Here is a 24,642-nt window from a genome sequence, read left to right on the forward strand (position 1 = left end):
TTCGTCCTGAGCCAGGATCAAACTCTCCAATAAGGATTGTGTTGATCGCTCCAGACGGAATATGTCTGGCAATCTGGTAAAACTACTCAAAGGAATACTCCTGACGAGGAGTATTCATATTACTGACTGTGTTATCGGCACGCTGTTGAGTTCTCAAAGAACACGCGCTCATCATCACGACCCGCCGGGTGGCGACTCGATCCGAGGCTGTGTCGTACATAAGCTTTTGGTTTGAAACTTCCGACGCCCTTGGCCTCTGAGCTCAGACGAGCTACCGGCTGGGTCTTCATCGTTTCCAGTCACCCACTCTACCACAGTCCGTGGAAGCTTGGTTCGTGACCCTTGCCGCACTCCGTTCCGGTGTTCCCGGCCCGTTCCGCGCTGGCAGAGAGAAAGTTACACGCACGCCAACTCGGGGTCAAATCGGGGGCAACCTGGTCACCCACGGTTAAGAAACCGCAGGTCAACAGCCCCATACAGGACCCACGAACAAGCTATCGCAGCCCCGATGCCGTGCACAGTGTGGCCGCCGTCACATCGAGAAAGATCGAAGGCCGTCGGCCCCAGGTGGGACCGACGGCCTTCGTGAGCCTGACCCGCAGGTCAGAGCTCCACGTGCACGCCCGCGTTGTTGCGCTTGCCGCGACGGAGCACCAGCCACTTGCCGTGGAGGAGGTCGGACGAGGCCGGCTTCCACTCCTCGTCGGTCACCTTCGCGTTGTTCACGTAGGCACCGCCCTCCTTGACCGTGCGCCGCGCGGAACCCCGGCTGTCCGCCAGCCCGGACGCCACCAGCAGGTCGACGATGGTGGGCTCGTCGGCCAGCCGCACGTCGCCCCGAGGAGCCTCGGCCAGTGCCGCTTCGAGCACCGACGCGTCGAGATCGCGCAGCTCGCCCCGGCCGAACAGGGCGGACGACGCCAGGATGACCTGCTGCGTCGCGCGCTCTCCGTGCACCAGGTCCGTGAACTCCTGCGCGAGACGCTTCTGCGCGGAACGCAGGTGCGGAGCCTCCGCCGTCTGCTTCTCCAGCTCGTCCAGCTCCTCACGCGTGAGGAACGTGAACAGGCGCAGGTAGTTCAGCACCGTGACGTCGTCGACGTTCACGAAGTACTGGTACCAGGCGTACGGCGAGGTCATCTCCGGGTCGAGCCACACGCGCCCGCCCCCGGTGGACTTGCCGAACTTGCGTCCTTCGGCGTCCGTGACCAGCGGCGCCGTCAGGGCGTGCACCTGCTTGCCCTCGACCCGGCGCACCAGGTCGACACCGCTCACGATGTTGCCCCACTGGTCGGAGCCACCGATCTGCAGCGCCGTCCCGTACCTGCGGTTGAGCTCGACGTAGTCGTTCGACTGCAGCAGCACGTAGCTGAACTCGGTGTACGACATGCCGTCGGTCTCGAGCCGCCGCTTCACGGTCTCCCGCGACAGCATCACGTTGACCGAGAAGTGCTTGCCCACGTCGCGCAGGAACTCCAGCGCGCTGACCTGGCCGGTCCAGTTGAGGTTGTTCTCGACGATCGCACCCGTGGGCGAGTCGTCGAAGTGCACGAACCGCTCCAGCTGGCCGCGGATCCGGTCGGCCCACTCGGCGACGGTGTCCAGCGAGTTGAGCGTGCGCTCACCGGTGTCGCGAGGGTCACCGATCATGCCCGTCGCGCCGCCCGCCAGCACGATCGGCCGGTGGCCCGCCATCTGGAAGCGCTTGAGCATGAGCAGCGGGACCAGGTTGCCGGCGTGCAGCGACGGCGCCGTCGGGTCGAAACCGCAATAGAGGGTGAGCGGGCCGGCGTCCAGGTCCTTCCGGAGTGCGTCGAGGTCGGTGGACGTCGCGATCAGGCCGCGCCAGGACAGTTCGTCAAGGATGTGCTCGCTCACGCCGCCATTGTCGCCTACCAGGTCGAACGGGTTTCCACCCGGTGCTCGGACGGGTAACCGGCGGGCATGACGGAGCCACGTGACGAATTGCGGCGGCCCACCGAGCGCATGCCGCGCGTGAACGAACCAGTCGTGGAGGAGGTCGTCGAACGCGACGACACCTACCGCAAGGCACGGACGGTGTACGCCGTCTGCGCTGTCATCGACATCGTGTGTTGGACGTTCGCCATCGTGCTGTTGGTGCACATCTTCCTGGTGGTGGCGGACGCGAACGCAGCGAACGGGTTCTTCCAGTTCGTCTCCGGCTGGGCGAGCGGGATCACCCTCGGCCTGGACGGCCTCTTCTCGCCGGCCAGCCCGAAGGTCGCGGTACTCCTCAACGAGGGCCTGGCCGCAGTTCTGTGGCTGCTCATCGGTGCGTTGCTGACGAACCTGATCACGCGCCTGGCGCTGCCGGTCGACCACCGGCGGGCCTGGTACCGCAGGACTACGCCTGTCCGCTGACCACCCGCCGCGGTAGCGCCGCGCCCAGGCTCTCGGCCCAGTCGAGGGCCTGGGCGTTCACGCTGCCGAGCCGCAGGCGTCCTCCGCTCGTCGGGCTGGATCACAACGAGTCCAGGCGCCGGACCTTCACGTCGTTCTCGGCCGATCCGGTCGAGGGCCGTACCTTGGACCGGTGCCCGAGTACGAGTTCGACGTCGCCCCGTCGTTCGCCGAGGAGGACCGCGTTCGGGTGCTGCCGATCGTCGATCGCCTGAAGGAGCTGGGCGTCGAGGTCTTCTACGACAAGGACCGCGAGGTCGAGATGTGGGGGCGCGACCGCGTCGAGTACTTCTCCGAGACGTTCAGTCATCGGGCGAGGTTCGTGCTGCTGTTCAGCTCCCAGCACTACGTGTCGAAGTGGACGCGTCTTCAGAGCCGTGCCGCCATGGCGCGCGCGTTGGAGGAACACACCGAGTACGTGCTGCCGATCCGTATCGACGACACGCCCGTGCCAGGGCTTTTGCCCACCATCGCGTACCTCGACCTGCGCAAGCACGACGAGGAGGTCATCGCACAGGCCGTCGTGGAGAAGCTGGCGCAACACCGTGCGTCGTTCACTCCTACTACGCCGATCACTCCGCAGTCCGTGGCGGCGCTCGTGCGGGAGAAGCCGCGCGGGTGGGAGTACCTGCTCTACGTGACCGTTGTGTCGCAAGGACTTGCGGAGCTGGAGTCGAAGTACCGTGAGCACTTCCTCCGGTACGCGCCGCGCAACGGTGCCGTCGAGCACGGCACCGGGATCGACCTGATCCGCGACCGCAACGTGCTGCTGAGCGAGATCATCAAGGTCGCGGTGGACACCGTGTTCACGGGCGAGACGCAGGAGGCCGCGTTCGGGGCGCCTGGCGAGGCCGGGGACCCTGAGCGGATCGTGCACCTCGGTGAGCTGTTCGTGCGGACGTTCGACGAGATCCTGGAGTGGGCTCGGGGGATCCACGGGACGAGTTACGCGCACGAGCAGGCGCGGATCGCGGCTCGGGTGCAGGCGCGGTTCGCGGATCAGCAACTGCTGGCGATGCACGGGGTGGCGCAGGATCTGCGTCAGGTGGCGGACACACTGGTCGAGCGGTTGACGGCCGGGGAGCCGATCAACATCACCGTGCCGCTGGTGTTCAGCGTGGATCCGGAGCTGGAGGACGAGTTCCGGCAGGCACTTGACCGGCTGTCAGGCTGAGTTGCGGCGCTTGCCGCCCCGCTTGTAGGTCGACACGGCCGGAGAGTCGATCCAGAACCGCCACGGCACGTCCATCGCCACGGCCACACCGACACGGGGCCCCGAACGGACCGAAGCCGCCGGCTCCCCCGCGTACAACCGCACCGGCGAGTCGGCAGAGGTCAGGTCCAGGCCGTTGGACGAACGGTCCAGCCCGAGAACCTTGCACAGCCGCGCGGGTCCCTTGGCGAGCTCCGCGGCCGAGCGCGAGGCCGGGCGACGCGAGAACGCGACGTCCTCACCGGACACCACCTCGCCGGCACGCAGCAGCACGGCACCGGGCACGCCGTCGACCAGGGACACGACGTTGGCGCAGAAGTGCATGCCGTAGACGAAGTAGACGTAGAGGTGGCCGGCCGGGCCGAACATCACCTCGTTGCGCGGGGTTTTGCCGCGGTAGCAGTGGGAGGCCGGGTCGTCGCCGCCGCGGTAGGCCTCCACCTCGACGATGCGCACGCGCACGTCGCCCGCTTCCAGGAAAGAGCCGAGGAGGAGCTGGGCCGCGTCGACCGGGTCGACGGCCAGCTCCTCCCTGGTCAGCAGCCTAGAACTCACGCGCCGCCGCAGCCTTGGCCACCAGTGCGTCCAGCTGCTCGCGGACCCGCGAAGGAGCCGTGCCGCCGTGCGCGTTGCGAGAGGCGATCGAACCCTCGACCGTCAGCACCGAGCGGACCTCGGGGGTCAGTGCGGGCGAGATGGCGAGGAACTCGTCGTCGGTCAGCTCTTCCAGGCCCACGCCACGGGACTCCGCGGCGCGCACGCAGGCACCGGCGGCCTCGTGTGCCACGCGGAACGGAACGCCTTGGCGCACAAGCCATTCCGCGATGTCGGTCGCGAGGGTGAAACCCGCAGGAGCCAGCGAGGCCATGCGCTCGACGTCGAAGCGCAGAGTCGCGACCATGCCCGCGAACGCCGGGAGCAGCAGCTCCAGCTGCTCGACCGAGTCGAACAGCGGTTCCTTGTCCTCCTGCAGGTCGCGGTTGTAGGCCAGCGGCTGGGCCTTCAACGTCGCGAGGAGGCCTGCCAGGTTGCCGATCAGGCGGCCCGACTTGCCGCGCGCGAGTTCGGCGACGTCCGGGTTCTTCTTCTGCGGCATGATCGAGCTGCCGGTGGACCAGGCGTCGTCCAGGACCGCGAAGCGGAACTCGGCGGTGGTCCAGATGATGACCTCTTCCGCGATGCGCGAGAGGTTCACGCTGATCATGGCCAGCACGAACGCGATCTCGGCGGCGAAGTCGCGGGAGGCGGTGCCGTCGATGGAGTTCTCGACCGGGGCGTAGAAGCCGAGGTCGGCGGCCACCTTGGCGGGGTCCAGCCCCAGAGAAGAACCGGCCAGGGCGCCCGAGCCGTACGGGGAGAACGCCGCGCGCTTGTCCCAGTCGTGCAGGCGGTCGACGTCGCGGAGCAGGGCGTGTGCGTGGGCCAGCAGGTGGTGCGACAGCAGGACGGGCTGCGCGGACTGCAGGTGCGTGCGGCCCGGCATCACGGCGCCGAAGTTCGTCTCGGACTGCGCTGCGAGCGCGTCCACGACGTCCAGCACGCCGGCGGCGACGCGGCGGGCGCCGTCACGGAGCCACATGCGGAACAGGGTGGCGACCTGGTCGTTGCGGGAACGGCCGGCGCGCAGCTTGCCGCCCAGTTCGGTGCCCGCGCGGTCGATCAGGCCGCGCTCCAGCGCCGTGTGGACGTCCTCGTCCTCCAGTACCGGGGTGAAGGCGCCGGACTCGACGTCGGCGAGCAACTCGTCCAGAGCCTTCTGCATGCCGGCCAGCTCTTCGTCCGTCAGCAGGCCCGCCGCGTGCAGCACACGGGCGTGCGCGCGCGAGCCGGCGATGTCGTACGGCGCCAGCCGCCAGTCGAAGTGCGTCGACAGCGACAGGCGAGCCATCGCCTCGGCCGGTCCCGACTCGAACCGGCCACCCCACAAAGAACTCATTGCACGCAACTCTCAGCTAGCGAAGTCGTAAAGAGATTCTTCCGAACGGCACACGAGGCCCACCACGCGGCCCTCGTGCAGCGAGATGTCGACCTCGCCGGAACCGGGGCCCAAAGCGGCCCTGGCCACCCGCAACGCGACGGATCCGAGGCTCGAGCGGATCACGCCCGCGCGGAAGTTCAGCTCGCGGACCGCCTCGGACACGGTCATGGTCTCCCCGTCCACCGCCACGGGTACACCGGCGTCGAACGTCAGCACGGCGTGCACCGGTTCATTCATCGACGGAACCCGAGGCCAGCGCGGTGATCCGGTCGGCGAGCTCGGCACCCGTCATCGGCTCGCGGGCCACGACCAGGATCGTGTCATCGCCCGCGATGGTGCCGACGACCTCGTGCAACGCGGCGCGGTCCAGCGCCGACGCGAGGAACTGCGCGGCTCCCGGCGGAGTGCGCAGCACGGCGAGGTTGCCGGAGAAGTCGGTCGAGACCAGCAGCTCGCCCAGCACGCGCACGAGCCGCGTGGTGCCGCCCTGCACGCCGCGCACCGGGCTGCCGTCCTCCGGGATCACGTAGACCGGCGCACCGCCGTCAGGGCCGCGGAGCTTCACGGCGCCCAGCTCGTCCAGGTCGCGCGACAACGTCGCCTGCGTGACCTCGATGCCTTCCGCCGCAAGGAGTTTCGCGAGCTCCGACTGGCTGCGGACGGCACGCTGCGACACCATCTCGACGATGCGGCCCTGACGCGCGGTGCGGGTCATGACGACTGCTCCAGCAACCACACGAGCAACGCCTTTTGCGCGTGCAGGCGGTTTTCGGCTTCCTGCCACACCAGCGACTGCGGGCCGTCGAGCACCTCGTCGGTGATCTCCCAGCCGCGGTGCGCCGGCAGGCAGTGCAGCACCGTCGAGTCGGGCTTTCCTGTCGCCTCCAGCAACGACGTGTTCACCTGGTACGGGCGGAACGGGCCGACGCGGTCCTTGCCGTCGTTCTCCTGGCCCATCGACGTCCACGTGTCGGTGACCAGCACGTCCGCGCCGTCGACCGACTCGCGAGGGTCGCTGATCAACGACACCGAACCGCCGGTCTCGGCGGCACGCTTCTTGGCGTCCTCCAGGAACTGCGGGTTCGGCACGAACGAAGCCGGTGCGCCGATGCGCACGTGCATGCCCGCCGTGGCACCACCCAGCAGCAGCGAGTGCGACATGTTGTTGGCGCCGTCGCCCAGGTACGTCAGCGTCAGACCGGCGAGCCGGCCGTAACGGCGCCGAATCGTCTGCAGGTCCGCGAGCACCTGGCACGGGTGGAACTCGTCGGTCAGCGCGTTCACCACGGGAATCCGCGAGACGCTGGCCATCGCCTCGATGCGCGCCTGGGCGAACGTCCGCCACACCACGGCGTCGACGTACCCGGACAGGATTCGCGACGTGTCCTCGATCGTCTCCTCGCGGCCGAGCTGCATCGAGCGGCCGTCGATGATCACCGGGTTGCCGCCGAGCTGGGCGATGCCGACCTCGAACGACAACCGGGTGCGGGTCGAGTTCTTCTCGAAGATCACCGCGACGGACTTGGGGCCCGCCAGCGGCTTCGCGGTGAACCGGTCCGCCTTGTAGGTGTCCGCGAGGTCGAGGACGGCGGACTGCTCGTCCGTCGTCAGGTCGTCGTCGCGCAGGAAGTGCCGCAAAGTCACTGCTGCTCCTCAAAGAAGGTCGGCAGCGCGGCCACGAAGGACTGCGCGTCGGATTCGTCCAGGATCAGCGGCGGCGCCAGGCGGATGACGTCGGGCTGGATCGGGTTGATCAGGTAGCCGGCCTTCTGCGCGGCCGCCGCGGCCTTCGCCGAGACCGCCTCGCGCAGCATGATGCCGAGCAGCAGGCCGGCTCCCCGCACTCCGGAGATCGCCGGGTGGTGCAGTGCCTCCACGCCGGCCGCGATCTCCTTGCCCACGGACGAGGCGTGCTCCAGCAGGCCTTCCGCGGCGATCGTGTCGAGCACCGCGAGGGCGGCCGCGCAGCACACGGGGTTGCCGCCGAACGTGGTGCCGTGCTGCCCCGGCTGGAAGAGGTCGGCCGCCGCGCCGAACCCGATGGTCGCGCCGAGCGGCAGGCCACCGCCGATGCCCTTGGCCAGCGTGATCACGTCCGGCACGATCCCGGCCTGCTGGAACGCGAACCACGTGCCGACACGGCCGATGCCGGTCTGCACCTCGTCCAGGATCAGCAACGCGCCGTGCTCGGACGTGATCCGGCGCGCCTCCTGCAGGTAGCCCTCCGGCGGTATGACAACGCCCTGCTCGCCCTGGATCGGCTCGACGATGAACGCCGCCGTGTTGTCGTCGATCGCCGCTTCCAGCGCCGCCACGTCACCGAACGGGACGTGCGAGACGCCGGGCACCAGCGGCTCGAACGGCGTGCGCTTCGCGGGCTGGCCGGTCAGCGACAACGCGCCCATCGTGCGGCCGTGGAAGCCGCCGAGCGTCGCCACGACCTTGGTGCGGCCGGTGCGGCGCGACATCTTCAGCGCCGCCTCGTTGGCCTCGGCGCCGGAGTTGCAGAAGAACACCTTGCCCGGCTCGCCCGCGAGGTGCAGCAGGCGCTCGGCGAGCTGCAGCGCGGGCTCGTTGACGTAGAGGTTCGAGGAATGACCGAGCTTGCTGATCTGCGTGGTCACCGCCTCGACGATCTTCGGGTGCGCGTGCCCGAGCACGTTCACCGCGATGCCGCTCAGCAGATCGAGGTAGCGGTTGCCGTCGGTGTCCCAGACGTGGGCGCCCTCGCCGCGTTCCAGCGCGAGCTGAGGCGTGCCGTAGTTGTCCATCATGGACTCTTGCCACCGCGTGGTCACTTGTCCCCCAACACCATCGTGCCCACACCCGAGGAGGTGAAGACTTCCAGCAACACCGAGTGGGCCAGCCGCCCGTCGATCACGTGCGCCTGCGGAACCCCGCCGCGCACCGCGCGCAGGCAGGCCTCCATCTTCGGCACCATGCCGCTTTCCAGGTCCGGCAACATCTTCTCGAGCTCGGACGCGCGAACCTGGTTCAGCAACGACGACTTGTCCGGCCAGTTCGCGTAGAGACCCTCGACGTCGGTCAGCACGACGAGCTTCTCCGCGCCCAGAGCGACCGCGAGAGCACCCGCCGCCGTGTCCGCGTTCACGTTGTGCGGCACGCCGTCGACGTCCGGCGCGACCGACGACACGACCGGGATGCGGCCCGCACGCACGATGTCGAGCACCGCGTCCGGGTTGACCTCGGTGATGTCGCCGACGAGACCGATGTCGACCTCTTCGCCGTCCACCAGCGCACCGCGCCGCGTGGCCGTGAACAGGTGCGCGTCCTCACCGGAAATGCCGACCGCGTAAGGACCGTGCTGGTTGATCAGGCCGACGAGCTCACGCCCGACCTGACCGACCAGGACCATCCGCACGACGTCCATGGCTTCCGGGGTCGTGACGCGCAGACCGCCGCGGAACTCGCTGTGGATGCCGAGCCGATCCAGCATCGACTTGATCTGCGGGCCACCGCCGTGCACGACGACCGGGCGCAGGCCGCAAAGCCGCAGGAACACCATGTCTTCGGCGAACGCCTTCTTCAGCTCGTCGTCGACCATGGCGTTGCCGCCGTACTTGACGACCACCAGGGCGCCGCGGAACCGCTGCAACCACGGCAGTGCCTCGACGAGGACCGCCGCCTTCTCTTGTGCGTTCATGAGGAGTAAGCGCTGTTCTCTTCGACGTAGTCGTGGGACAGGTCCGTGGTCAGCACGGTGGCCTCGGCGCCACCGACGTTGAGGTCGATGACGATCTCGATCTCGCGGCCGCTCAGGTCCGCCTCGGAGCGGTCGCGGTCGCGCGTCCCGTTGCGGTACAGCGACACCCCGTTGATCAGGATCTGCAGCACGTCCGGGTCGATCTGGGCGTCCGCGCGGCCCAGCGCCATCGCGATGCGGCCCCAGTTCGGGTCGCTGCCGAACAACGCGGTCTTGACGAGGTTGTCCTCGGCGATCGTCCGTCCAATGTGGACGGCCTCGGCCTCGGTGGCGGCCTGCTTGACGGTGATGCTGATTTCCTTCGTCACACCCTCGGCGTCGCCCTGGAGCTGCTTGACCAGGTCGGCGGAGACCTCGGTGAGCAGAGCCACGAAGTCCTCGAACGACGGCTCGACACCCGAAGCGCCGGAAGCCAAAACCAGCACGGTGTCGTTGGTGGACGTGCCGCCGTCGACGTCGAGGCGGTCGAACGTGCGGCCCGTCGCGGTGCGCAGCGCCTGGTCGAGCTGGTCACCGGAGATCTTGGCGTCGGTGGTGATGACCGACAGCATCGTGGCCATGTTCGGCGCGAGCATGCCCGCGCCCTTCACGAACCCGCCGACGGACCAGCCCTGCACGGAGGCCTTCCACGACTGCTTGGGGTGCTTGTCCGTGGTCATCACGGCGGTGGCGGCGTTCAGACCTGCCTCGACCGAGGAGGCCAGTTCCTTGGCGGCCGTTTCGACACCGCTCAGCACGTTCTCCATCGGCAGCCGCTCACCGATCAGACCGGTGGAGCACACCGCGACGTCGACCGCGCCGGTGCCGAGCACCTCGGCGACCTTCTCGGCGGTGGCGTGCGTGTCCTGGAAGCCCTCGGGACCGGTGCACGCGTTGGCGCCGCCGGAGTTCAGAACGACCGCGGTGAGGCGTCGCGACTGGATCACCTGCTGCGACCAGAGCACCGGCGCGGCCTTCACCTTGTTCGTGGTGAAGACTCCGGCAGCGGCGTCGGAGGGCCCGTCGTTGACGACGAGCGCGAGGTCGAGCGCGCCGGTCTGCTTGATCCCGGCGGCGATCCCGGCGGCACGGAAGCCCTGGGGTCCGGTGACGCCCTTGTTGCGGTTCACGGAGCGACTCCAACGGTCGAGAGGCCGGTCGTTTCCGGCAGTCCGAGAGCGAGGTTCATGCACTGGACAGCGGCACCCGCGGTGCCCTTGGCCAGGTTGTCGACGGCGGCCACCACCACGAGCCGGTTCAGGTCCTCGTCGACGGTGACTTGCATCTGGACGGCGTTCGAGCCGAGAACGGCGTTCGTCGTCGGCCAGAAGCCTTCGGGCAGAACGTGGACGAACGGCTCGTTCGCGTACGCCTTCTCGTAGGCCTCGCGTACACCGGTGACGTCCTTGAGCTGCGCACTGCAGGTCGCGAGGATGCCGCGCGACATCGGCGCCAGCACCGGCGTGAAGCTGACCTTGATCGGCCTGCCCGCGGCGGCGCTCAGGTTCTGGCTGATCTCCGGCGTGTGCCGGTGGGCGCCACCGACGCCGTACGCGCTGGCCGAGCCCATGACCTCGGAGCCGAGCAGGTTCGGCTTCAGCGACTTGCCGGCGCCCGACGTGCCGGACACCGCGACGACGACGACCTCGTCCTCGATCAGGTCCACGGCCGGGGCCAGGGCCAGTGACGACACCGTCGGGTAGCAGCCGGGAACCGCGACGCGGCGCGCACCGACGAGCCTGTCCCGCTGGCCGGGAAGCTCGGGCAGCCCGTACGGCCAGGTGCCCGCGTGTTCGCCGCCGTACCACCGCTGCCAGTCGTCGGCGCTGGTCAGCCGGTGGTCGGCACCGCAGTCGATCACCACGGTGTCGTCGCCGAGTTGCTCGGCCAGTTCGGCTGAGTGACCGTGGGGCAGTGCGAGGAACACCACGTCGTGACCCTTGAGGGTCTCGGCTGTGGTGTCTTGCAGCTGTCGGTCCGCGAGCGGCAGGAGGTGCGGCTGGTGCCTGAGCAGCTTGTCACCGGCGCTGCTGTTGGCGGTCAGCGCGCCGATCTCGATGTCCGGATGAGCCAGTAGCAGGCGGAGCAGCTCGCCACCCGCGTACCCGCTGGCGCCCGCGACCGCGATCCTCACTGTCATGCGCATGATTATGCACCGTCATGCAAACTCACTCAACCGAGTATGGCCACCTGTCCACCCGATCGAGGCCACCTGGCGCTGTGGCCCCCGGTGCGGGTCGACCATGATGATCAGCGTGAACGTGAGGGTGCGCGACGGGCTGTGGACGGCAGTCGCCTTCCTGTTGGCGCTGGTGGCGCTGCTGGCACCGCTCGGCAGGCCGGTCCAGTGGTGGCTGGTGGTGGCCTCCGCGGTGTGGGCCGCGGCGCTCGTGCCGATCAGCGCGCGGTGGCCGCGGTGGGCGATTTTGCTCACCACTCCCCTGCACGCGGTGAACAACCTGCTCGCGATCGCCCCGACCTCGCTCGTGATCTTCCGGTCCGCCAGGTCCGTCCGCTCGCAGCCGCAGTTGTGGGCGCTGGTGGGTGCCACCGCGGTGCTGCAGGCCGCGTTCGGTGCCCTGCACGCGTGGCGCGCAGGGGACAGCCTGTTCGAGTACCTGCTCGGCACCGCGTTCACCGTCGTGTTCCTGCTGGTCTTCCCAGCTGTGGCCGGTGCGCTCGTCGGGCGGCGCAAGCCGTTGACGCAGGTGCTGATGGAACGCAACGACTACTTGGAACACACGCGTGTGTTGACCGCGAGCACCGCGAGGTCGGACACGCGCGCGCACATCGCGAGCGAGATGCACGACATGCTCAGCCACCGGCTCCGGCAACTGACCGCGCACGCGGACGCGCTCGAGCAGTCCGCCGCCGAGCACGCCCCTGAGCTGCGGGAACAGGTCGAGTTGATCCGCAAGACGTCCGCGGTCGCGATGGACGAGCTGCGCGAGATCCTCGGCGTGCTCGGAACGTCCACCGACGCCGATGAGGACGCCGGCACGCGCGCGGACGTCGAACGGCTCGTCGCAGCGTCAGCCGCAGCGGGCGTGTCCGTCGCCTTGGACTGGTCAGGTCCTGATCTGGCCGACGCCGACGCACGCGTTCGCAGGGCCGTGCATCGGGTCGTGCGCGAAGCACTCACGAACGTCCACAAGCACGCGCCGTCGGCACGGACCCGCGTCTCGGTGCAGGTCGGCGAACGCGTGCGGGTCGAGGTCGTCAATGGTCCGAGTGGCGAGCCCAGGGGTGGTGGCACACGTCGCGGTCTCATCGGGCTGGAGGAACGGGTCGCGCTGATCGGCGGGTCGTTCGGCGCCGGTCCCGTCCACGGCGGGTTCCGGGTGACGGCCGACCTCCCGGCGCATCCGGTGGTGCAGGAGGAATCGGGTGCGGCGGGTGCCGTCGCGGAGGCGCCGCCGCCGATCACCGCCGAGGTGCTGACCGTGCCGCGGGTGATCGGCAGCGGCTGTCTCGGCACGCTCGCCGTCGTCCCGGCGCTCGGCACGGTGCTCGTCCTGCTGATCGTCGCGCTCTTCAGCCGTACCGAGATGACCAGGCAGGAGTTCGACGCGTTCCAGGTGTCGGTCACGCAGGAGGACGACGTCACCGAGACGCACGGCTTCGGCGTGCCGTCGGACAACACGGGGTGCTACCGCTACCACGTGCGCGACGACGCAAGCCGCGACTTCGAGCTCTGCTTCGACCGCAAAGCCGTTCTGATCACGAAGAGGGAGCTGGCCCGGTGAGGTTCGTCTGGCCGTCACTGGCGTTCCTGGTCGGCCTGGTGCCGCTGATCGCTCCGCTGGCACCCGTCCCGCACCCGTTGCTGACGATCGCCACGGCCGCGTGGATCGCGGTTCTCGTGTGGCTCGCCCCGCGCAAACCGGAGTGGGCGCTGCTGCTCACCGCACCACTGTTCGCGGTCAACAACCTCTGGGCGCAGGCCGCCACCGTGTTCGTGGTCTTCACCGCGGCCCGGCGCGTCCCGCGGCTCGGGCGGCTGTGGGCGCTGCTCGGGCTGGCGACGGTGCTGCAGAGCGCGTTCAGCCTGCTGCAGGAGAGCTACCGGAGCATGCCGCTCTGGGAGGCGGTGGCCGGAGCGGCGATCAGCGCGGTGTTCTTCGTGCTCTTCCCCGCCGTGTCGGGGATGCTCCTCGGCCGCCGCAAGCCGATGGTCCGGCTGCTGCAGGAACGCAACGACTACCTGGAGCGGGCTCGCGCGCTGACCGCCGCGTCTGCCAGGTCAGAGGAACGCGCGCACATAGCGGGCGAGATGCACGACATGCTCGGGCACCGGCTCAGCCTGATCTCGATCCACGCCGGGGCGCTGGAGCTGGCGACCGCCAGGAAGGCCCCGCAGTTGCACGAGCAGGCGGAGCTGATCCGCACCACCTCGTCGCTCGCGATGGCGGAGCTGCGCGAGATCCTCGGCGTGCTGCGGACCAACCCCGAACCCGAGTCGCTCGACGAGGACACCGGCACGCGGACCGACATCGAGAGCCTGGTCGCCGGCTTGGTTGCCGCCGGGATCACGGTGACACTCGACTGGACGGGCGACGACCTGCACGGCGCCGATCCGCGCACCCGCCGCGCGGTGCACCGGGTGGTCCGCGAAGCGCTGACGAACGTCCACAAGCACGCCCCTGAGGCCCGCACGCGGGTGCAGGTCGCGGTCCAGGGTGGACGGGCGCGCATCCAGGTGCTGAACGGGCCGTCCGCGACGGCACCCGGCAAGGGCACCCGGCGCGGTCTGATCGGACTGGAGGAACGAGTCGGCCTGCTCGGCGGCTCGTTCAGCGCGGGCCCGCCGGCCGAGGGCGGGTTCCGGGTGGCGGCGGACGTGCCGCTGCACCCGGCGGCCCAGGCGCAGTCCGCGGCCGAGGTCGCGGAGGTGCCGCCGCCGCTCGCGGCCGAGGTGCTGACTGTGCCGCGGGTGCTGGGCGGCGGGTGCCTCGGGCTTCTCGCGCTGCTGCCGATCGCCGGGGCGCTCATCGTGCTGCTGCTCTTCGCGTTGCTCAACCCGACGCTGATGAACGCGCCGTACTTCGACTCGCTGCGGGTGGGCGTCACCACCGAGCAGGAGGTCATGGACCAGTTCGGCGTCGGCCAGCTCGGGGTGGACGGGTGCTCGCGGTTCCGGACGTCGCACAACGCGGAGCTGTACTACAAACTCTGCTTCCGGAACGGCAGACTGGCCTCGAAGGAGCAGGAACGCCCGTAGTCTGACCCGCGTGATCCGAGTCCTCATCGCCGACGACGAGACGCTCATGCGTGCCGGAATCCGGCTGATCCTCGAGAACGATCCGGAGATCACGGTCGTGGCCGAGGCCGGCGACGGCAGACAAGCCGTCGAGCTCGCCCTCAAGCACTCCGTCGACGTCGCGTTGCTCGACATCCGCATGCCCGGCGGCGACGGGCTCAAAGCCGCCGAGAAGATCGCGTCGAGCACCAACGTCGTCATGCTCACGACGTTCGGCGAGGACTCCTACGTGGCGCAGGCGCTGAAGGTCGGCGCGACCGGCTTCCTGCTCAAGGACACGCCGCCCCAGGAGCTGATCAACGCTGTCCGCAAGGCCGCGAACGGCGACCCGATCCTCGCACCGCAGATCACCAGGCGCCTGATCGAGAAGCACCTGGCCGCGCCCGACGACAGCGGCGCGGCCCGCCGCAAGATCGACACGCTCACCGAGACCGAGCGCAACGTGCTCAAGCTCGTCGGCGAAGGACTGTCCAACACCGAGATCGGCGAGCAGCTCTTCATGGCGACCGGCACGGTGAAGGCGCACATCAGCCGGATCCTGCCCAAGCTGGAGTGCGCCAACCGCGTGCAGGCCGCCATCGTGGCCCACGACGCCGGGCTCACCCGGTCGTGAAGCGGTCCAGGGCGCGGATCTTGTTGGTGGCGTCCAGGGCGGCGACCTTGTACGCCTCGGACAGCGTCGGGTAGTTGAAGACCGTGTCGACGAGGTAGTCGACCGTGCCGCCGCAGCCCATCACGGCCTGACCGATGTGCACCAGGTCCGTGGCGCCCGTGCCGAACACGTGCACGCCGAGGATCTTCCGGTCCACAGTGGACACCAGCAGCTTCAGCATGCCGTACGCGTCGCCGACGATCTGGCCGCGCGCGAGCTCGCGGTAGCGGGAGATGCCGACCTCGTACGGAACCGCGGACGACGTCAGCTCCGCTTCCGTAGCGCCGCAGTAGGAGATCTCCGGAATCGTGTAGATGCCGATGGGCTGCAACGCGGTCAGCTCGTGCGCCGCCTCGCCGAACGCGTGGTACGCGGCCAGGCGGCCCTGGTCCATCGACGTCGCGGCCAGCGCCGGGAAGCCGATCACGTCACCGACGGCGTAGATGTGCTCGACCGGCGTGCGGTAGTGCTCGTCGACGGCCAGCCGGCCGCGGCGGTCGGCTTCCAGACCGGCGGCGGCGAGGTCCAGCTTGTCCGTGCAGCCCTGACGGCCGGCGGAGTACATGACCGCGGCGGCCGGGATGCGCTTGCCGGACGCCAGGGTCGTGATGGTGCCGCCGTCGGACACCTCGACGTTCACGACCTTCTCGTCGAACCGGAACGTGACCGCGAGGTCGCGCAGGTGGAACTTCAGCGACTCCACGATCTCCGGGTCGCAGAACTCCAGCATCCGCTCGCGCTGCTCGACGACCGTGACACGGGTGCCGAGCGCGGCGAACATCGACGCGTACTCGATGCCGATCACGCCCGCGCCGACCACGACCAGCGACGTCGGGATCTCGGTGAGGGCGAAGACCTCGTCGGAGTCGAGGATCCGCTCCTCGTCGAAGTCCACGATGGACGGACGGGCGGGCGTCGTGCCGGTCGCGATGACGATGTACTCGCCGGTGATCCTGGTGTGGTCGCCGCGATGGCTTCCTTCCACCGCAACGGTGTGCGGGTCGACGAAGCGCCCGAAGCCGTTCAGCAGATCGATGCCGTTGCGGTGCAGCTGCGCGCGCACGACCTGGACCTCGCGGCCGATCACGTGCTTCGTGCGGGCCATCAGATCGGTGATCGTGATGTCGTGCTTGACCCGGTAGCTCGCGCCGTACAGCTCGCGCTGGCTCATGCCCGTCAGGTACATGACGGCTTCCCGCAGCGTCTTGGACGGGATGGTGCCCGTGTTCGCACAGACGCCGCCGACCATCTCCTGCTTGTCGATGACGGCCACTCGCTTGCCCAGTTTCGCACCCGCGATCGCCGCCTTCTGGCCACCAGGGCCAGAGCCGATGACGATCAGGTCGTAGTCGTACGGCGTCATGGTCAGCAGCCTACTAAGACGGATCCGATTCCACCCCCGAAAGAAATATGAACCCTGCGGCTACAAGCGCCGTTCGTGGGGCCATGACCGAACTACGCACCTTCCGTCTGCCCGAGACCGTCACCGGTTCGGACGACGACGTCGAACTCGGCCGCCAGTTGATCGCAGCCTGGCAGGCCGACGGGATTCTGCAGATCGCGACGGACGCGGTGCAGGACCGGAAGACCGAGGCCGCCATGGCGGCCAGCAGGCGGTTCTTCCACGGGTTGTCACTCGAGGAGAAGTCACGGTTGGTCAGCGACCTGACCTACGCCGGTTACATCGCGTCCGGCGAGGAGGTCACCGACGGCATCGCGGACTACTCGGAGATCTTCACCGTCTGCAAGGACGTTCCGCCCGACGACTCACGTGTCGTCGGCAAATGGCCGTGTCACGGGCCGGTGCCGTGGCCGGACGACAGCTACCGCGACGCCATGCGGGAGTTCATGGCGATGCTCGGCGACTCCGGCGAACGCCTCCTGAAGCTCACCGCACTGGGCTTCGGGCTCGACATCGACACCTTCACCCGGCTCACCGCCGACGGCTGGCACCACATGCGAGTGCTGAGATTCCCACCGAGATCGCAGGCGGTCGACCGCGGCATCGGCGCCCACACCGACTACGGAATGCTCGTCCTGGCCGCGCAGGACGACGTCGGCGGCCTCCACGTCCGGCCGCCGATCGAGGGCGAGGAACGGCCCCGCAACTGGCTGCCCGACGAGTCGGCGGCCGGGTGCTTCCAGGACGCGGAGGGCTGGACCTTCGTCGAACCGGTCCAGCACGTCTTCACCGTCTTCCCCGGTGACATCCTGCAGTTCCTGACCGGCGGCCGGCTGCTGTCCACACCGCACAAGGTCCTGCTGAACGCGCGCGAGCGGTTCACCATGGCGTACTTCCACGAACCGAACTTCGAAGCCGTCGTGCGCCCGTTGGACGACCCTCACGGCGACGACGTGATCCACTACGGAACGCACTTCACCAACATGTTCATGCGCTGCTATCCCGACCGCGTCACCACGCGGCGGATCCTCGACGAGGACCGGCTGACCGTGCTCAGCGAACTCCGGTCCGGGCTTCGCCACTCCTGAACGGCAGCAGGTCGAGCAGGCGGGCCGTGGCGCGGTACTCCGCGACACGGTCCGCGAACGGCCGCTGCACCAGCCTGCGCACGGTGTCCTTCGACAACCGCTCGTAGGCCGGAACCGTGTCGTTGCTGAGGAAGTCCCACCGCGCTTCCCGATCCGCGTAGTTGAACGCGGGCAGCGGGCCGCCGAACAGCGGCCGGTACTGCGCGGGCGTCTTCCCTCCAGGCACCGGCATCGGACCGGCTACGGTGATCGCGTACGTGACGATCTCGCCGGGAGGCAGCAACCGTGCGCGCATCCGGTCGAACTGTTCGGGGATCACCAGGTTCTGCTCGCGCGACGAGAACTCCATGACGGCCTGCGCCGGATCCGCCCACGCGGCGGTCGTCCCGGCGTCGATGATCCCCGCGTCGCGCATCTCCTCCACTGCCTTGATGCCACCGTGCAGGTAGGCGGCGTGCATCGCGCCGAGGTCCATGAAGATGTGCTTCTGCATGGACATCAGCATCGACGAGAAGAACCGCAGCTCCGGCAGCGTGCCGAGGTCGAGCATGCCGGCGGCGAACGCGGGCGCGCCGATGTTCGCGAACCCCATCCACCGCAACGTGTCCGGGTGCTGCAGGTAGAGCCGCGCGTAGAAGTCGTAGACGGCGAAGATGACCGCGCGGTTGGCCTCCGCGGGACGCTGCGGGTCCCAGGCGGACAGGTCGACCCCGGCGTCCTCGGCGGCGCGGACGATCCAGTAGTGCCACAGCAACGCCTTGAACCTGGCTGGCGGGATGCCCTTGGCGCGATGGCGGTTCAGCGCGGCCTCGAGCGTGGCCCTGTCGTACGGCAGGTCGGGGTGGACGCCACCCCGCTGTTCACCGTTCCCGTTGGACAGCGGCAGATCCAGGTAGTCCACCGTGTCCGCCTTGGTGGCACCCATGCTGGTGAGCACGAGCGCCGCCACAACCATGAGCACACGCATGAATGCAAATGGTAGTGGCCAGCAGCGGCGTTTCCGTTCACAGTCGCACGCGGCAAGTGATTCGAGACCACTTTCGGACGGCGATGCGGCCAACGATCTCAACGCCCTACTCCTTCTGCCTATACCGTTCAGGCGTGGATTCGTTCGTCGAGGCGGTCCGGACAGGACTGCGAGAGCTGGCAGATCCGGTGAAAGCCCCGGAGATGCAGGCGTACATGAAGTCCGAGATGCCGTTTCTGGGCGTGCAGAAACCGGGACGGGTCGCGTTGCTCAAATCACTTCCCCGGATCGACTCGCGAGACGAGTGGCTCGACGCCGTGCGGACGTTGTGGCGGGAGGCGACGTACAGGGAGGAGCGGTACGTGGCCCTCGCGTTGAGCGGGGACCGCCGCTTCCAGTCGGTCGAGCTGCTGCCGTGGTTCGACGAGATGATCGTGACCGGGGCGTGGTGGGACTACGTCGACGAGATCGCGTCGAAGCGGATCGGGCCGTTGCTGCGGTCTTCGCCCGATGTCGTGCGGCCGCTGATGCTGAAGTGGTCGGTGGACGCGGACCGGTGGCGGCGGCGGACGTCGATCATCTGCCAGCTCGGGTTCAAGGGCGCGACCGACGTGGAGCTGCTGACCGCGTGCGTCGACGCCAACGTGGAAGACCCCGACTTCTTCCTGCGCAAGGGGATCGGGTGGGCGCTGCGGGAGTTCGCCAAGACCGAGCCCGGCTGGGTGCGGGCGTTCGTCGAGGCGCGGCCGGGGCTGTCGCCGTTGTCACGGCGCGAGGCCCTGAAGCACCTTTAGAGTTGATCTCATGGAGGGCAAGCACGTAAGGCTGGAACCGCTGTCGCTGGACCACGCCGAGGAGTTGTTCGAGGTCACGCGTGACCCGGCCATCTGGACCTGGTTGCTGTCCGGCCAGCCGCGCGACGTCGGCGACATGCGGTCGTGGATCGCGGAGGCGCTGGAGCAACGGGAGGCCTTCGCGCAGATCGAGGTCGCTTCGGGACGCGTCGTCGGCACTACGTCGTTCTACGAGGTGGTGCCGGCGCATCGCAGGCTGGTCATCGGTTTCACGATCGTCGGCAGCGAGTGGCAGGGCACGGCGATCAACCCGGAGGCCAAGCTGCTGTTGCTGTCCGAGGCGTTCGACGTGCGCGGCACGCTGCGGGTCGCCTGGTACACGGACGCCCAGAACGTGCGGTCGCAGCGGGCGATCGAGAAGCTCGGCGCCGTGCGGGACGGGGTGCTGCGCGCCCACATGACGCGGCCGGACGGAACTCAGCGGGACACGGTCGTCTATTCGATGGTGGCCTCGGAATGGCCGGCTGCGCGCGAGCGGCTGACTAGCCGTGTTTCGCGCGACCCGAGTAGGTGAGCGGGAAGACCAGCTCGGCGCACGCGGCCGGCACGTCCTTCGCGACCTGGACCTTCATGACGACCTCGACCGCTCCCCCGGCCGGGATCTCCACGATGTCCTTCAGCGGCACCACGGTCAGCACGCCGGCCGGGCACCCGGCCACGCGCTGCTGGGTGGCGTCGAGCGGCTGACCGGGCACCGCGGACAGGCTCTCGACGATGATGTCGACGGGGTTCGGGTTGGACAGCCGCACCTTGCGCTCGCCCTCGGCTCCCGGGGTGAGTTCCACGGCCGCGCCGGAGATGTCGTTGATTTCGAACGGCTTCAGCTGCTGCATTCCGGACTCGCCACTGCTCACGGAGTACGCCATGGCCGGCAACTGCTGCTCGGGCCACGTCAGGTGCATGGCCGCCACGACGGCCGCGCCGAGCATGAGAATCGTCAACGACACGGCGATCTCAAGGCGCGGACCCAGACTACGCATGGCGCAACTCTCCAGAGTTGTTGCTCCAGGCGGTGGGTTCGCCTCTAGCTCCCCACCGGACCGGCGACCAGACTCGCCCGGTGGTTCATCGCTTCGCCCCTCGGCCCAGCGGGCCGCGTCGCCAATCTTGGAGAAGCTTCACGTACTGCGCAAGCGTCTGACGGGCGCCGATTTCCCCTTGTAATGCGGGACCTTTGGCACCTTGACAGCTACGCAGGGCTACCACCTGCTGATTTGATCCCAAATCCCGATTTCCGGGACTCGACCGATCGAGCGAACTTTACGGACAATCCATCTGGCTGTACGTCGTGGTCCAGCTGCCGACCTTCGCTTCACGCCGGTTCCCTGTTGCCACAATACTGTGTACGTATCGGCGCCCGGCACCGGCTGCCACGTCACGTCGGCTTGCCGGGGACAGAAGACGTGATCACCGGCGAGTTCGGCAGCGTGATCGTGACGGTCTCTCCTGCGGAACACAGGTCAGAGCCCTGATGACGCGGAGAGGCCCGAGATCCTCAGAGAATCTCGGGCCTCACCCGGAGTAACCGCTCAGGCGCGGAGAGCCGCACCCAAACGCTCGCCGGCGGCCGCGACGGCCGCATCGCGAGCACTCGTCGCTTCTTCCACCGTCAGCGTGCGGTCCGGCGCGCGGAAGCGCAAGGAGTACGCGAGCGACTTCTTGCCCTCGCCCACCTGCTCGCCCGTGTAGACGTCGAACAGGCGGATGTCCTCCAGCAGATCGCCCGCTGACGCGCCGAGCACCTCGGACACCGACTGCACCGGCACGGACGCGTCGACGACGAGCGCGACGTCCAGCAGCACCGGCGGGTACGGCGACACCGTCGGCGCCGGGCGGTGGTCGTCCAGCGGCAGGGCGTCGAGGTCGAGCTCGAACGCCACGGTGCGCTTGGGCAGGCCCAGCGCCTCGACCACCTTCGGGTGCAGCTCGCCGGCGTGGCCCACGGGCCAGTCGCCGACGCGCAGCTCCGCACAACGGCCGGGGTGCCACGGCAGCAGGTCCGAAGCCACGACGCGCAACGTCACGCCGTACGCCTGCCCGACGCGCCGGGCCGCCTCGACGGCGTCCGACCACTCGGCCATGCGGCCCTTGCCCCACCAGCCGGCGAGCTCGCGGTGACCCGTGAGCACACCCGCGACGTGCAGCGGCTGCTGCGGCAGAGCGGCGAGCATCGAGGCCACCTCGGCCTCGGTCGGGCGGCGGTCGACACCCAGCGCGGGCACCGGAACCTGTTGCGCGCGCGGCAAAGTCACCTGCGCGATGTTGTACAGCGCGACGTCGCGGGCACCGCGGGCCAGGTTGCGCTGGAGGGTCTCCAGCAGGCCGGGCAGCAGCGTGGTGGCGAGGACGTTCTTGTCCGCCTCCAACGGGTTCAGCACACCGACCGTGTTGCGACGGACGTCGTCTGACGACAGACCGAACGCGTCGAACACCGACGGGTCGATGAACGGGAACGGCTTCACCTCGACGAAACCGTCCTCGGCCAGCGTGCGCCACACCGTGCGGCGGCGGCGCTGCTGCTCGGTCAGGCCACGACCGGCGGGAGCGGGCGGCAGCGTGGACGGGATCGTGTCGTAACCCTCCAGCCGCAGCACCTCCTCGACCAGGTCGGCGGGCTGCACGAGGTCGGCACGCCACGTCGGCGGCACGGCCGTGACGATCGTCTGGCCGTCGTCGGACGTGGTCACCGCGACCTGGCAGCCGATCTGGCCCAGGCGGCGAGCCGTGACGCCACGCGCGTAGCGGACACCGGCGACGCGGTCCGGCAGGTCGATCGGCATCGACACCGGCTCGGGCAGCGCGGGCACGCCCACGTCGGTGCGACCTGGCTTGATCTGGCCCTCGGCGTAGTGGTTGAGCAGCTTCGCGGCCCGCTCCAGCGCCACGGGTGCCAGTGCCGGGTCGACGGTGCGCTCGAAGCGCTTGGCGGCCTCGGACGGCAGCTTGTGGCGGCGGACCGTGCGCGCGATGGACGCCGGGTCCCAGTTCGCGGCCTCCAGCAGGATGTCCGACGAGTTGTCGCGGACCTCCGTGGACGCACCACCCATGACACCGGCGAGCGAGATCACGCCGGAGTCGTCGGCGATCACGATGTCGTCCGGGTCGAGCGCGCGCACCGCGTCGTCCAGCGTCGTCAGCTTCTCGCCGGCTGCGGCACGCCGGACGGTCAGCGCGCCGGACAGGGCGGCCGCGTCGAACGCGTGCAGCGGCTGGCCCAGTTCGAGCATCACGTAGTTCGTGACGTCGACCGGCAGCGAGATCGAACGCATGCCGGCGAGCATCAGGCGGCGGCGCATCCACCACGGCGTGGGCGCGGTGGGGTCGACACCGGTGACCCGGCGCGCGACGAACCGCGAGCAGCCGGTGCGGTCCTCGATGTGGACGGGCCACACCTCGCCCTCGGCCTCGGGGATCTCGACGACACCGGGGTCGCCGAACGGCACGTCGAGCGCGCAGGCGATCTCGCGGGCCAGGCCGCGGACCGAGAACGCGTAGCCGCGGTCGGGGGTCGGCGCGACCTCGATGACCGTGTCGCCCAGGCCGAGCAGCTCCAGCGCGTCGTCGCCGGGCTGCGCGGTGCCGGTGGGCAGCACGAGGATGCCGGAGTGGTCGTCGCCGATGCCGAGCTCGTCCGCGGCGCAGATCATGCCCTGCGACACGCGGCCGTACGTCTTGCGCTCGGCGATCGTGAAGTCGCCGGGCAGGACTGCGCCGGGCAGCGCGACGACGACCGAGTCGCCCTCGACGAAGTTCGTGGCGCCGCAGATGATGTTGTTGACCTGCTCGGGGCCGACCTCGACCCGGCAGTAGCGGATCGGCTTCTTGAACTCGGTGAGCTCCTCGATCTCGACGACGCGGCCGGCGACGATCGGGCCGGTCACGGGACCGAGCGGGCTCACCTCCTCGACCTCGATGCCGATGCGCGTGAACGCCTCGGCGAGCTCGTCGGGCGTGGGGACTTCGTCGAAACCGATGTGTTCGACCAGCCAGCTGACCGGGATGCGCACCGGATCAGGCCTCCGTTCCGAATGGCTGGGTGAAGCGGACGTCGCCCTCGACCATGTCGCGCATGTCGGGCAGTCCGTTGCGGAACTGCAGCGTGCGCTCGAGGCCCATGCCGAACGCGAAGCCGGAGTAGACGTCCGGGTCGACGCCGGTGGCGCGCAGCACGTTGGGGTTGACCATGCCGCAGCCGCCCCACTCGACCCAGCCGGCGCCGCCCTTCTTCTCCGGGAACCACACGTCGACCTCCGCCGACGGCTCGGTGAAGGGGAAGAAGCTCGGGCGCAGGCGCGTCTTGGAGTCCTCGCCGAACATGGCGCGCGCGAACGCGTCGAGCGTGCCCTTGAGGTGGCCCATGGTCAGGCCCTTGTCGACCGCGAGGCCCTCGACCTGGTGGAACACCGGGGTGTGGGTCGCGTCGAGCTCGTCGGTGCGGAACGTGCGGCCGGGGCACACCACGTACACCGGGAGCTCGCGGTCCAGCAGCGTGCGGGCCTGCACGGGCGAGGTGTGCGTGCGCAGGACCAGGCTGCTGTCGTTCGGCGCGATGTAGAAGGTGTCCTGCATCGACCGGGCGGGGTGGTCCTTGCCGAAGTTCAGCGCGTCGAAGTTGAACCACTCGGTCTCGAGCTCGGGGCCCTCGGCGATCTCGTAGCCCATGGCCACGAAGACGTCTCCGATGCGCTCGGCGAGCGTCGTGATCGGGTGGCGCGCGCCGCGCGGGAAACGGTCCCAGGGCAGCGTGACGTCGACGGACTCCTCGCGCAGCACCCGCTCGTCGCGCTCGACCTGGAGCACGGCGTGGCGCTCGTCGAACGCCGTCCTGATCGCGGACTGCGCCTCGTTCACCCGCTTGCCGGCCTCGGCCTTCGCCTTCGGAGGCAGTGCACCGATCTCGCGGCGGGCCAGCAGCACGGGCGACCGGTCACCCAGGTGGCCCGGCTTGACCGCCGCCAGTGCCTCCAGGTCGGCCGCTCCGGCGAACGCCTCGCGCGCCTTCTGCACGGCCGCGTCGAGGTTCTCGGCCGACAGCGCCGCGACCTCCTTGGGGTCGTACGGGTCGTTGGCTCCGGACATGGTTGGTGGACAGCTCCCGTCGCGG

At 69.1% G+C, this 24,642-nt stretch carries 23 protein-coding genes; 8 read left to right on the plus strand and 15 right to left on the minus strand.

The genetic code is table 11. The features are described 5' to 3' along the window. Positions 1 to 603 precede the first annotated feature (603 nt). Complete coding sequence (tyrS, locus tag C8D87_RS35235; RefSeq protein WP_109640885.1) at positions 604 to 1,878, minus strand: tyrosine--tRNA ligase; 1,275 nt, start codon at positions 1,876 to 1,878, stop codon at positions 604 to 606. 66 nt (positions 1,879 to 1,944) lie between these two features. Between tyrS and C8D87_RS35240 the strand changes: the two genes are divergently transcribed. Then, positions 1,945 to 2,382: a hypothetical protein gene (locus C8D87_RS35240; RefSeq protein WP_112230112.1), complete on the plus strand. Its 438-nt coding sequence runs from the start codon at positions 1,945 to 1,947 to the stop codon at positions 2,380 to 2,382. A gap of 172 nt (positions 2,383 to 2,554) precedes the next feature. Then, the gene (locus C8D87_RS35245; RefSeq protein WP_112230116.1) at positions 2,555 to 3,595 is read left to right on the plus strand and encodes a toll/interleukin-1 receptor domain-containing protein; all 1,041 of its coding nucleotides are present in this window, start codon (positions 2,555 to 2,557) and stop codon (positions 3,593 to 3,595) included. Here the strand turns inward: C8D87_RS35245 and C8D87_RS35250 are convergent. Genes C8D87_RS35250 through argC form a run of 9 tightly spaced genes read right to left on the minus strand, consistent with a single transcriptional unit; the run spans position 3,587 to position 11,455 of the window. Then, entirely contained in the window at positions 3,587 to 4,189 is a 603-nt protein-coding gene (locus tag C8D87_RS35250; protein ID WP_233442452.1) for a DNA-3-methyladenine glycosylase, read from the minus strand. The genes C8D87_RS35245 and C8D87_RS35250 overlap by 9 nt on opposite strands. Beyond that, positions 4,179 to 5,570, minus strand: coding sequence for an argininosuccinate lyase (gene argH, locus C8D87_RS35255; protein WP_112230118.1), 1,392 nt, complete (start codon positions 5,568 to 5,570; stop codon positions 4,179 to 4,181). The genes C8D87_RS35250 and argH overlap by 11 nt, the downstream gene beginning before the upstream one ends. 12 nt (positions 5,571 to 5,582) lie before the next feature. Beyond that, positions 5,583 to 5,849, minus strand: a complete 267-nt coding sequence (locus C8D87_RS49300; RefSeq protein WP_215732582.1) for an argininosuccinate synthase — start codon at positions 5,847 to 5,849, stop codon at positions 5,583 to 5,585. Continuing rightward, on the minus strand, positions 5,842 to 6,327 hold the full coding sequence (locus C8D87_RS35265; RefSeq protein WP_109640889.1) for an arginine repressor: 486 nt from the start codon (positions 6,325 to 6,327) through the stop codon (positions 5,842 to 5,844). The genes C8D87_RS49300 and C8D87_RS35265 overlap by 8 nt, the downstream gene beginning before the upstream one ends. Next, positions 6,324 to 7,256, minus strand: a complete 933-nt coding sequence (argF, locus tag C8D87_RS35270) for an ornithine carbamoyltransferase (RefSeq protein ID WP_112230120.1) — start codon at positions 7,254 to 7,256, stop codon at positions 6,324 to 6,326. Before argF ends, C8D87_RS35265 begins: the two co-directional genes overlap by 4 nt. Next, the gene (locus C8D87_RS35275) at positions 7,253 to 8,386 is read right to left on the minus strand and encodes an acetylornithine transaminase (protein ID WP_112230531.1); all 1,134 of its coding nucleotides are present in this window, start codon (positions 8,384 to 8,386) and stop codon (positions 7,253 to 7,255) included. Before C8D87_RS35275 ends, argF begins: the two co-directional genes overlap by 4 nt. A gap of 20 nt (positions 8,387 to 8,406) precedes the next feature. Next, positions 8,407 to 9,276 (minus strand): acetylglutamate kinase, encoded by an 870-nt coding sequence (argB, locus tag C8D87_RS35280; protein ID WP_109640891.1) that lies wholly within the window; start codon positions 9,274 to 9,276, stop codon positions 8,407 to 8,409. Further along, complete coding sequence (gene argJ, locus C8D87_RS35285; protein WP_112230122.1) at positions 9,273 to 10,445, minus strand: bifunctional glutamate N-acetyltransferase/amino-acid acetyltransferase ArgJ; 1,173 nt, start codon at positions 10,443 to 10,445, stop codon at positions 9,273 to 9,275. The genes argB and argJ overlap by 4 nt, the downstream gene beginning before the upstream one ends. Next, entirely contained in the window at positions 10,442 to 11,455 is a 1,014-nt protein-coding gene (gene argC / locus C8D87_RS35290) for an N-acetyl-gamma-glutamyl-phosphate reductase (protein WP_109641059.1), read from the minus strand. The genes argJ and argC overlap by 4 nt, the downstream gene beginning before the upstream one ends. A 115-nt stretch (positions 11,456 to 11,570) precedes the next feature. Here argC and C8D87_RS35295 point away from each other — a divergent pair, with 115 nt between their 5' ends. The 3 genes from C8D87_RS35295 to C8D87_RS35305 are packed head-to-tail and all read left to right on the plus strand — an operon-like array spanning position 11,571 to position 15,188. Continuing rightward, on the plus strand, positions 11,571 to 13,061 hold the full coding sequence (locus C8D87_RS35295) for a sensor histidine kinase (protein ID WP_170166704.1): 1,491 nt from the start codon (positions 11,571 to 11,573) through the stop codon (positions 13,059 to 13,061). Further along, positions 13,058 to 14,536, plus strand: coding sequence for a sensor histidine kinase (locus tag C8D87_RS35300; protein ID WP_112230126.1), 1,479 nt, complete (start codon positions 13,058 to 13,060; stop codon positions 14,534 to 14,536). The genes C8D87_RS35295 and C8D87_RS35300 overlap by 4 nt, the downstream gene beginning before the upstream one ends. A gap of 10 nt (positions 14,537 to 14,546) precedes the next feature. Next, on the plus strand, positions 14,547 to 15,188 hold the full coding sequence (locus C8D87_RS35305) for a response regulator (RefSeq protein WP_112230128.1): 642 nt from the start codon (positions 14,547 to 14,549) through the stop codon (positions 15,186 to 15,188). Here the strand turns inward: C8D87_RS35305 and sthA are convergent. Next, positions 15,175 to 16,590 carry a Si-specific NAD(P)(+) transhydrogenase gene (gene sthA / locus C8D87_RS35310; protein ID WP_109640896.1) on the minus strand — a complete coding sequence of 472 codons (1,416 nt, stop codon included), beginning with the start codon at positions 16,588 to 16,590 and terminating at the stop codon, positions 15,175 to 15,177. The genes C8D87_RS35305 and sthA overlap by 14 nt on opposite strands. 83 nt (positions 16,591 to 16,673) lie before the next feature. Between sthA and C8D87_RS35315 the strand changes: the two genes are divergently transcribed. Beyond that, positions 16,674 to 17,717: a 2OG-Fe(II) oxygenase family protein gene (locus C8D87_RS35315; protein WP_112230130.1), complete on the plus strand. Its 1,044-nt coding sequence runs from the start codon at positions 16,674 to 16,676 to the stop codon at positions 17,715 to 17,717. On the opposite strand, the gene C8D87_RS35320 is transcribed toward C8D87_RS35315, so the two are convergent. Next, positions 17,683 to 18,684, minus strand: a complete 1,002-nt coding sequence (locus tag C8D87_RS35320; protein ID WP_112230132.1) for a hypothetical protein — start codon at positions 18,682 to 18,684, stop codon at positions 17,683 to 17,685. The two genes, C8D87_RS35315 and C8D87_RS35320, sit on opposite strands and share 35 nt — an antisense overlap. A gap of 83 nt (positions 18,685 to 18,767) precedes the next feature. Here C8D87_RS35320 and C8D87_RS35325 point away from each other — a divergent pair, with 83 nt between their 5' ends. Together C8D87_RS35325 and C8D87_RS35330 are read left to right on the plus strand one after the other, a co-directional pair. Then, positions 18,768 to 19,478: a DNA alkylation repair protein gene (locus C8D87_RS35325; RefSeq protein ID WP_233440143.1), complete on the plus strand. Its 711-nt coding sequence runs from the start codon at positions 18,768 to 18,770 to the stop codon at positions 19,476 to 19,478. Positions 19,479 to 19,488: 10 nt separating this feature from the next. Next, entirely contained in the window at positions 19,489 to 20,052 is a 564-nt protein-coding gene (locus C8D87_RS35330; protein ID WP_112230134.1) for a GNAT family N-acetyltransferase, read from the plus strand. Here C8D87_RS35330 and C8D87_RS35335 read toward each other — a convergent pair. The 3 genes from C8D87_RS35335 to pheS form a co-directional block, all read right to left on the minus strand. Further along, positions 20,021 to 20,518, minus strand: a complete 498-nt coding sequence (locus C8D87_RS35335; RefSeq protein WP_109640901.1) for a hypothetical protein — start codon at positions 20,516 to 20,518, stop codon at positions 20,021 to 20,023. The genes C8D87_RS35330 and C8D87_RS35335 overlap by 32 nt on opposite strands. Positions 20,519 to 21,067: 549 nt before the next feature. Next, entirely contained in the window at positions 21,068 to 23,545 is a 2,478-nt protein-coding gene (pheT, locus tag C8D87_RS35340) for a phenylalanine--tRNA ligase subunit beta (RefSeq protein ID WP_109640902.1), read from the minus strand. A gap of 4 nt (positions 23,546 to 23,549) precedes the next feature. Beyond that, positions 23,550 to 24,617: a phenylalanine--tRNA ligase subunit alpha gene (gene pheS, locus C8D87_RS35345; RefSeq protein WP_109640903.1), complete on the minus strand. Its 1,068-nt coding sequence runs from the start codon at positions 24,615 to 24,617 to the stop codon at positions 23,550 to 23,552. Between the last annotated feature and the right edge of the window lie 25 nt (positions 24,618 to 24,642).

The organism is Lentzea atacamensis (genome assembly GCF_003269295.1).
Lineage (GTDB): Bacteria > Actinomycetota > Actinomycetes > Mycobacteriales > Pseudonocardiaceae > Lentzea > Lentzea atacamensis.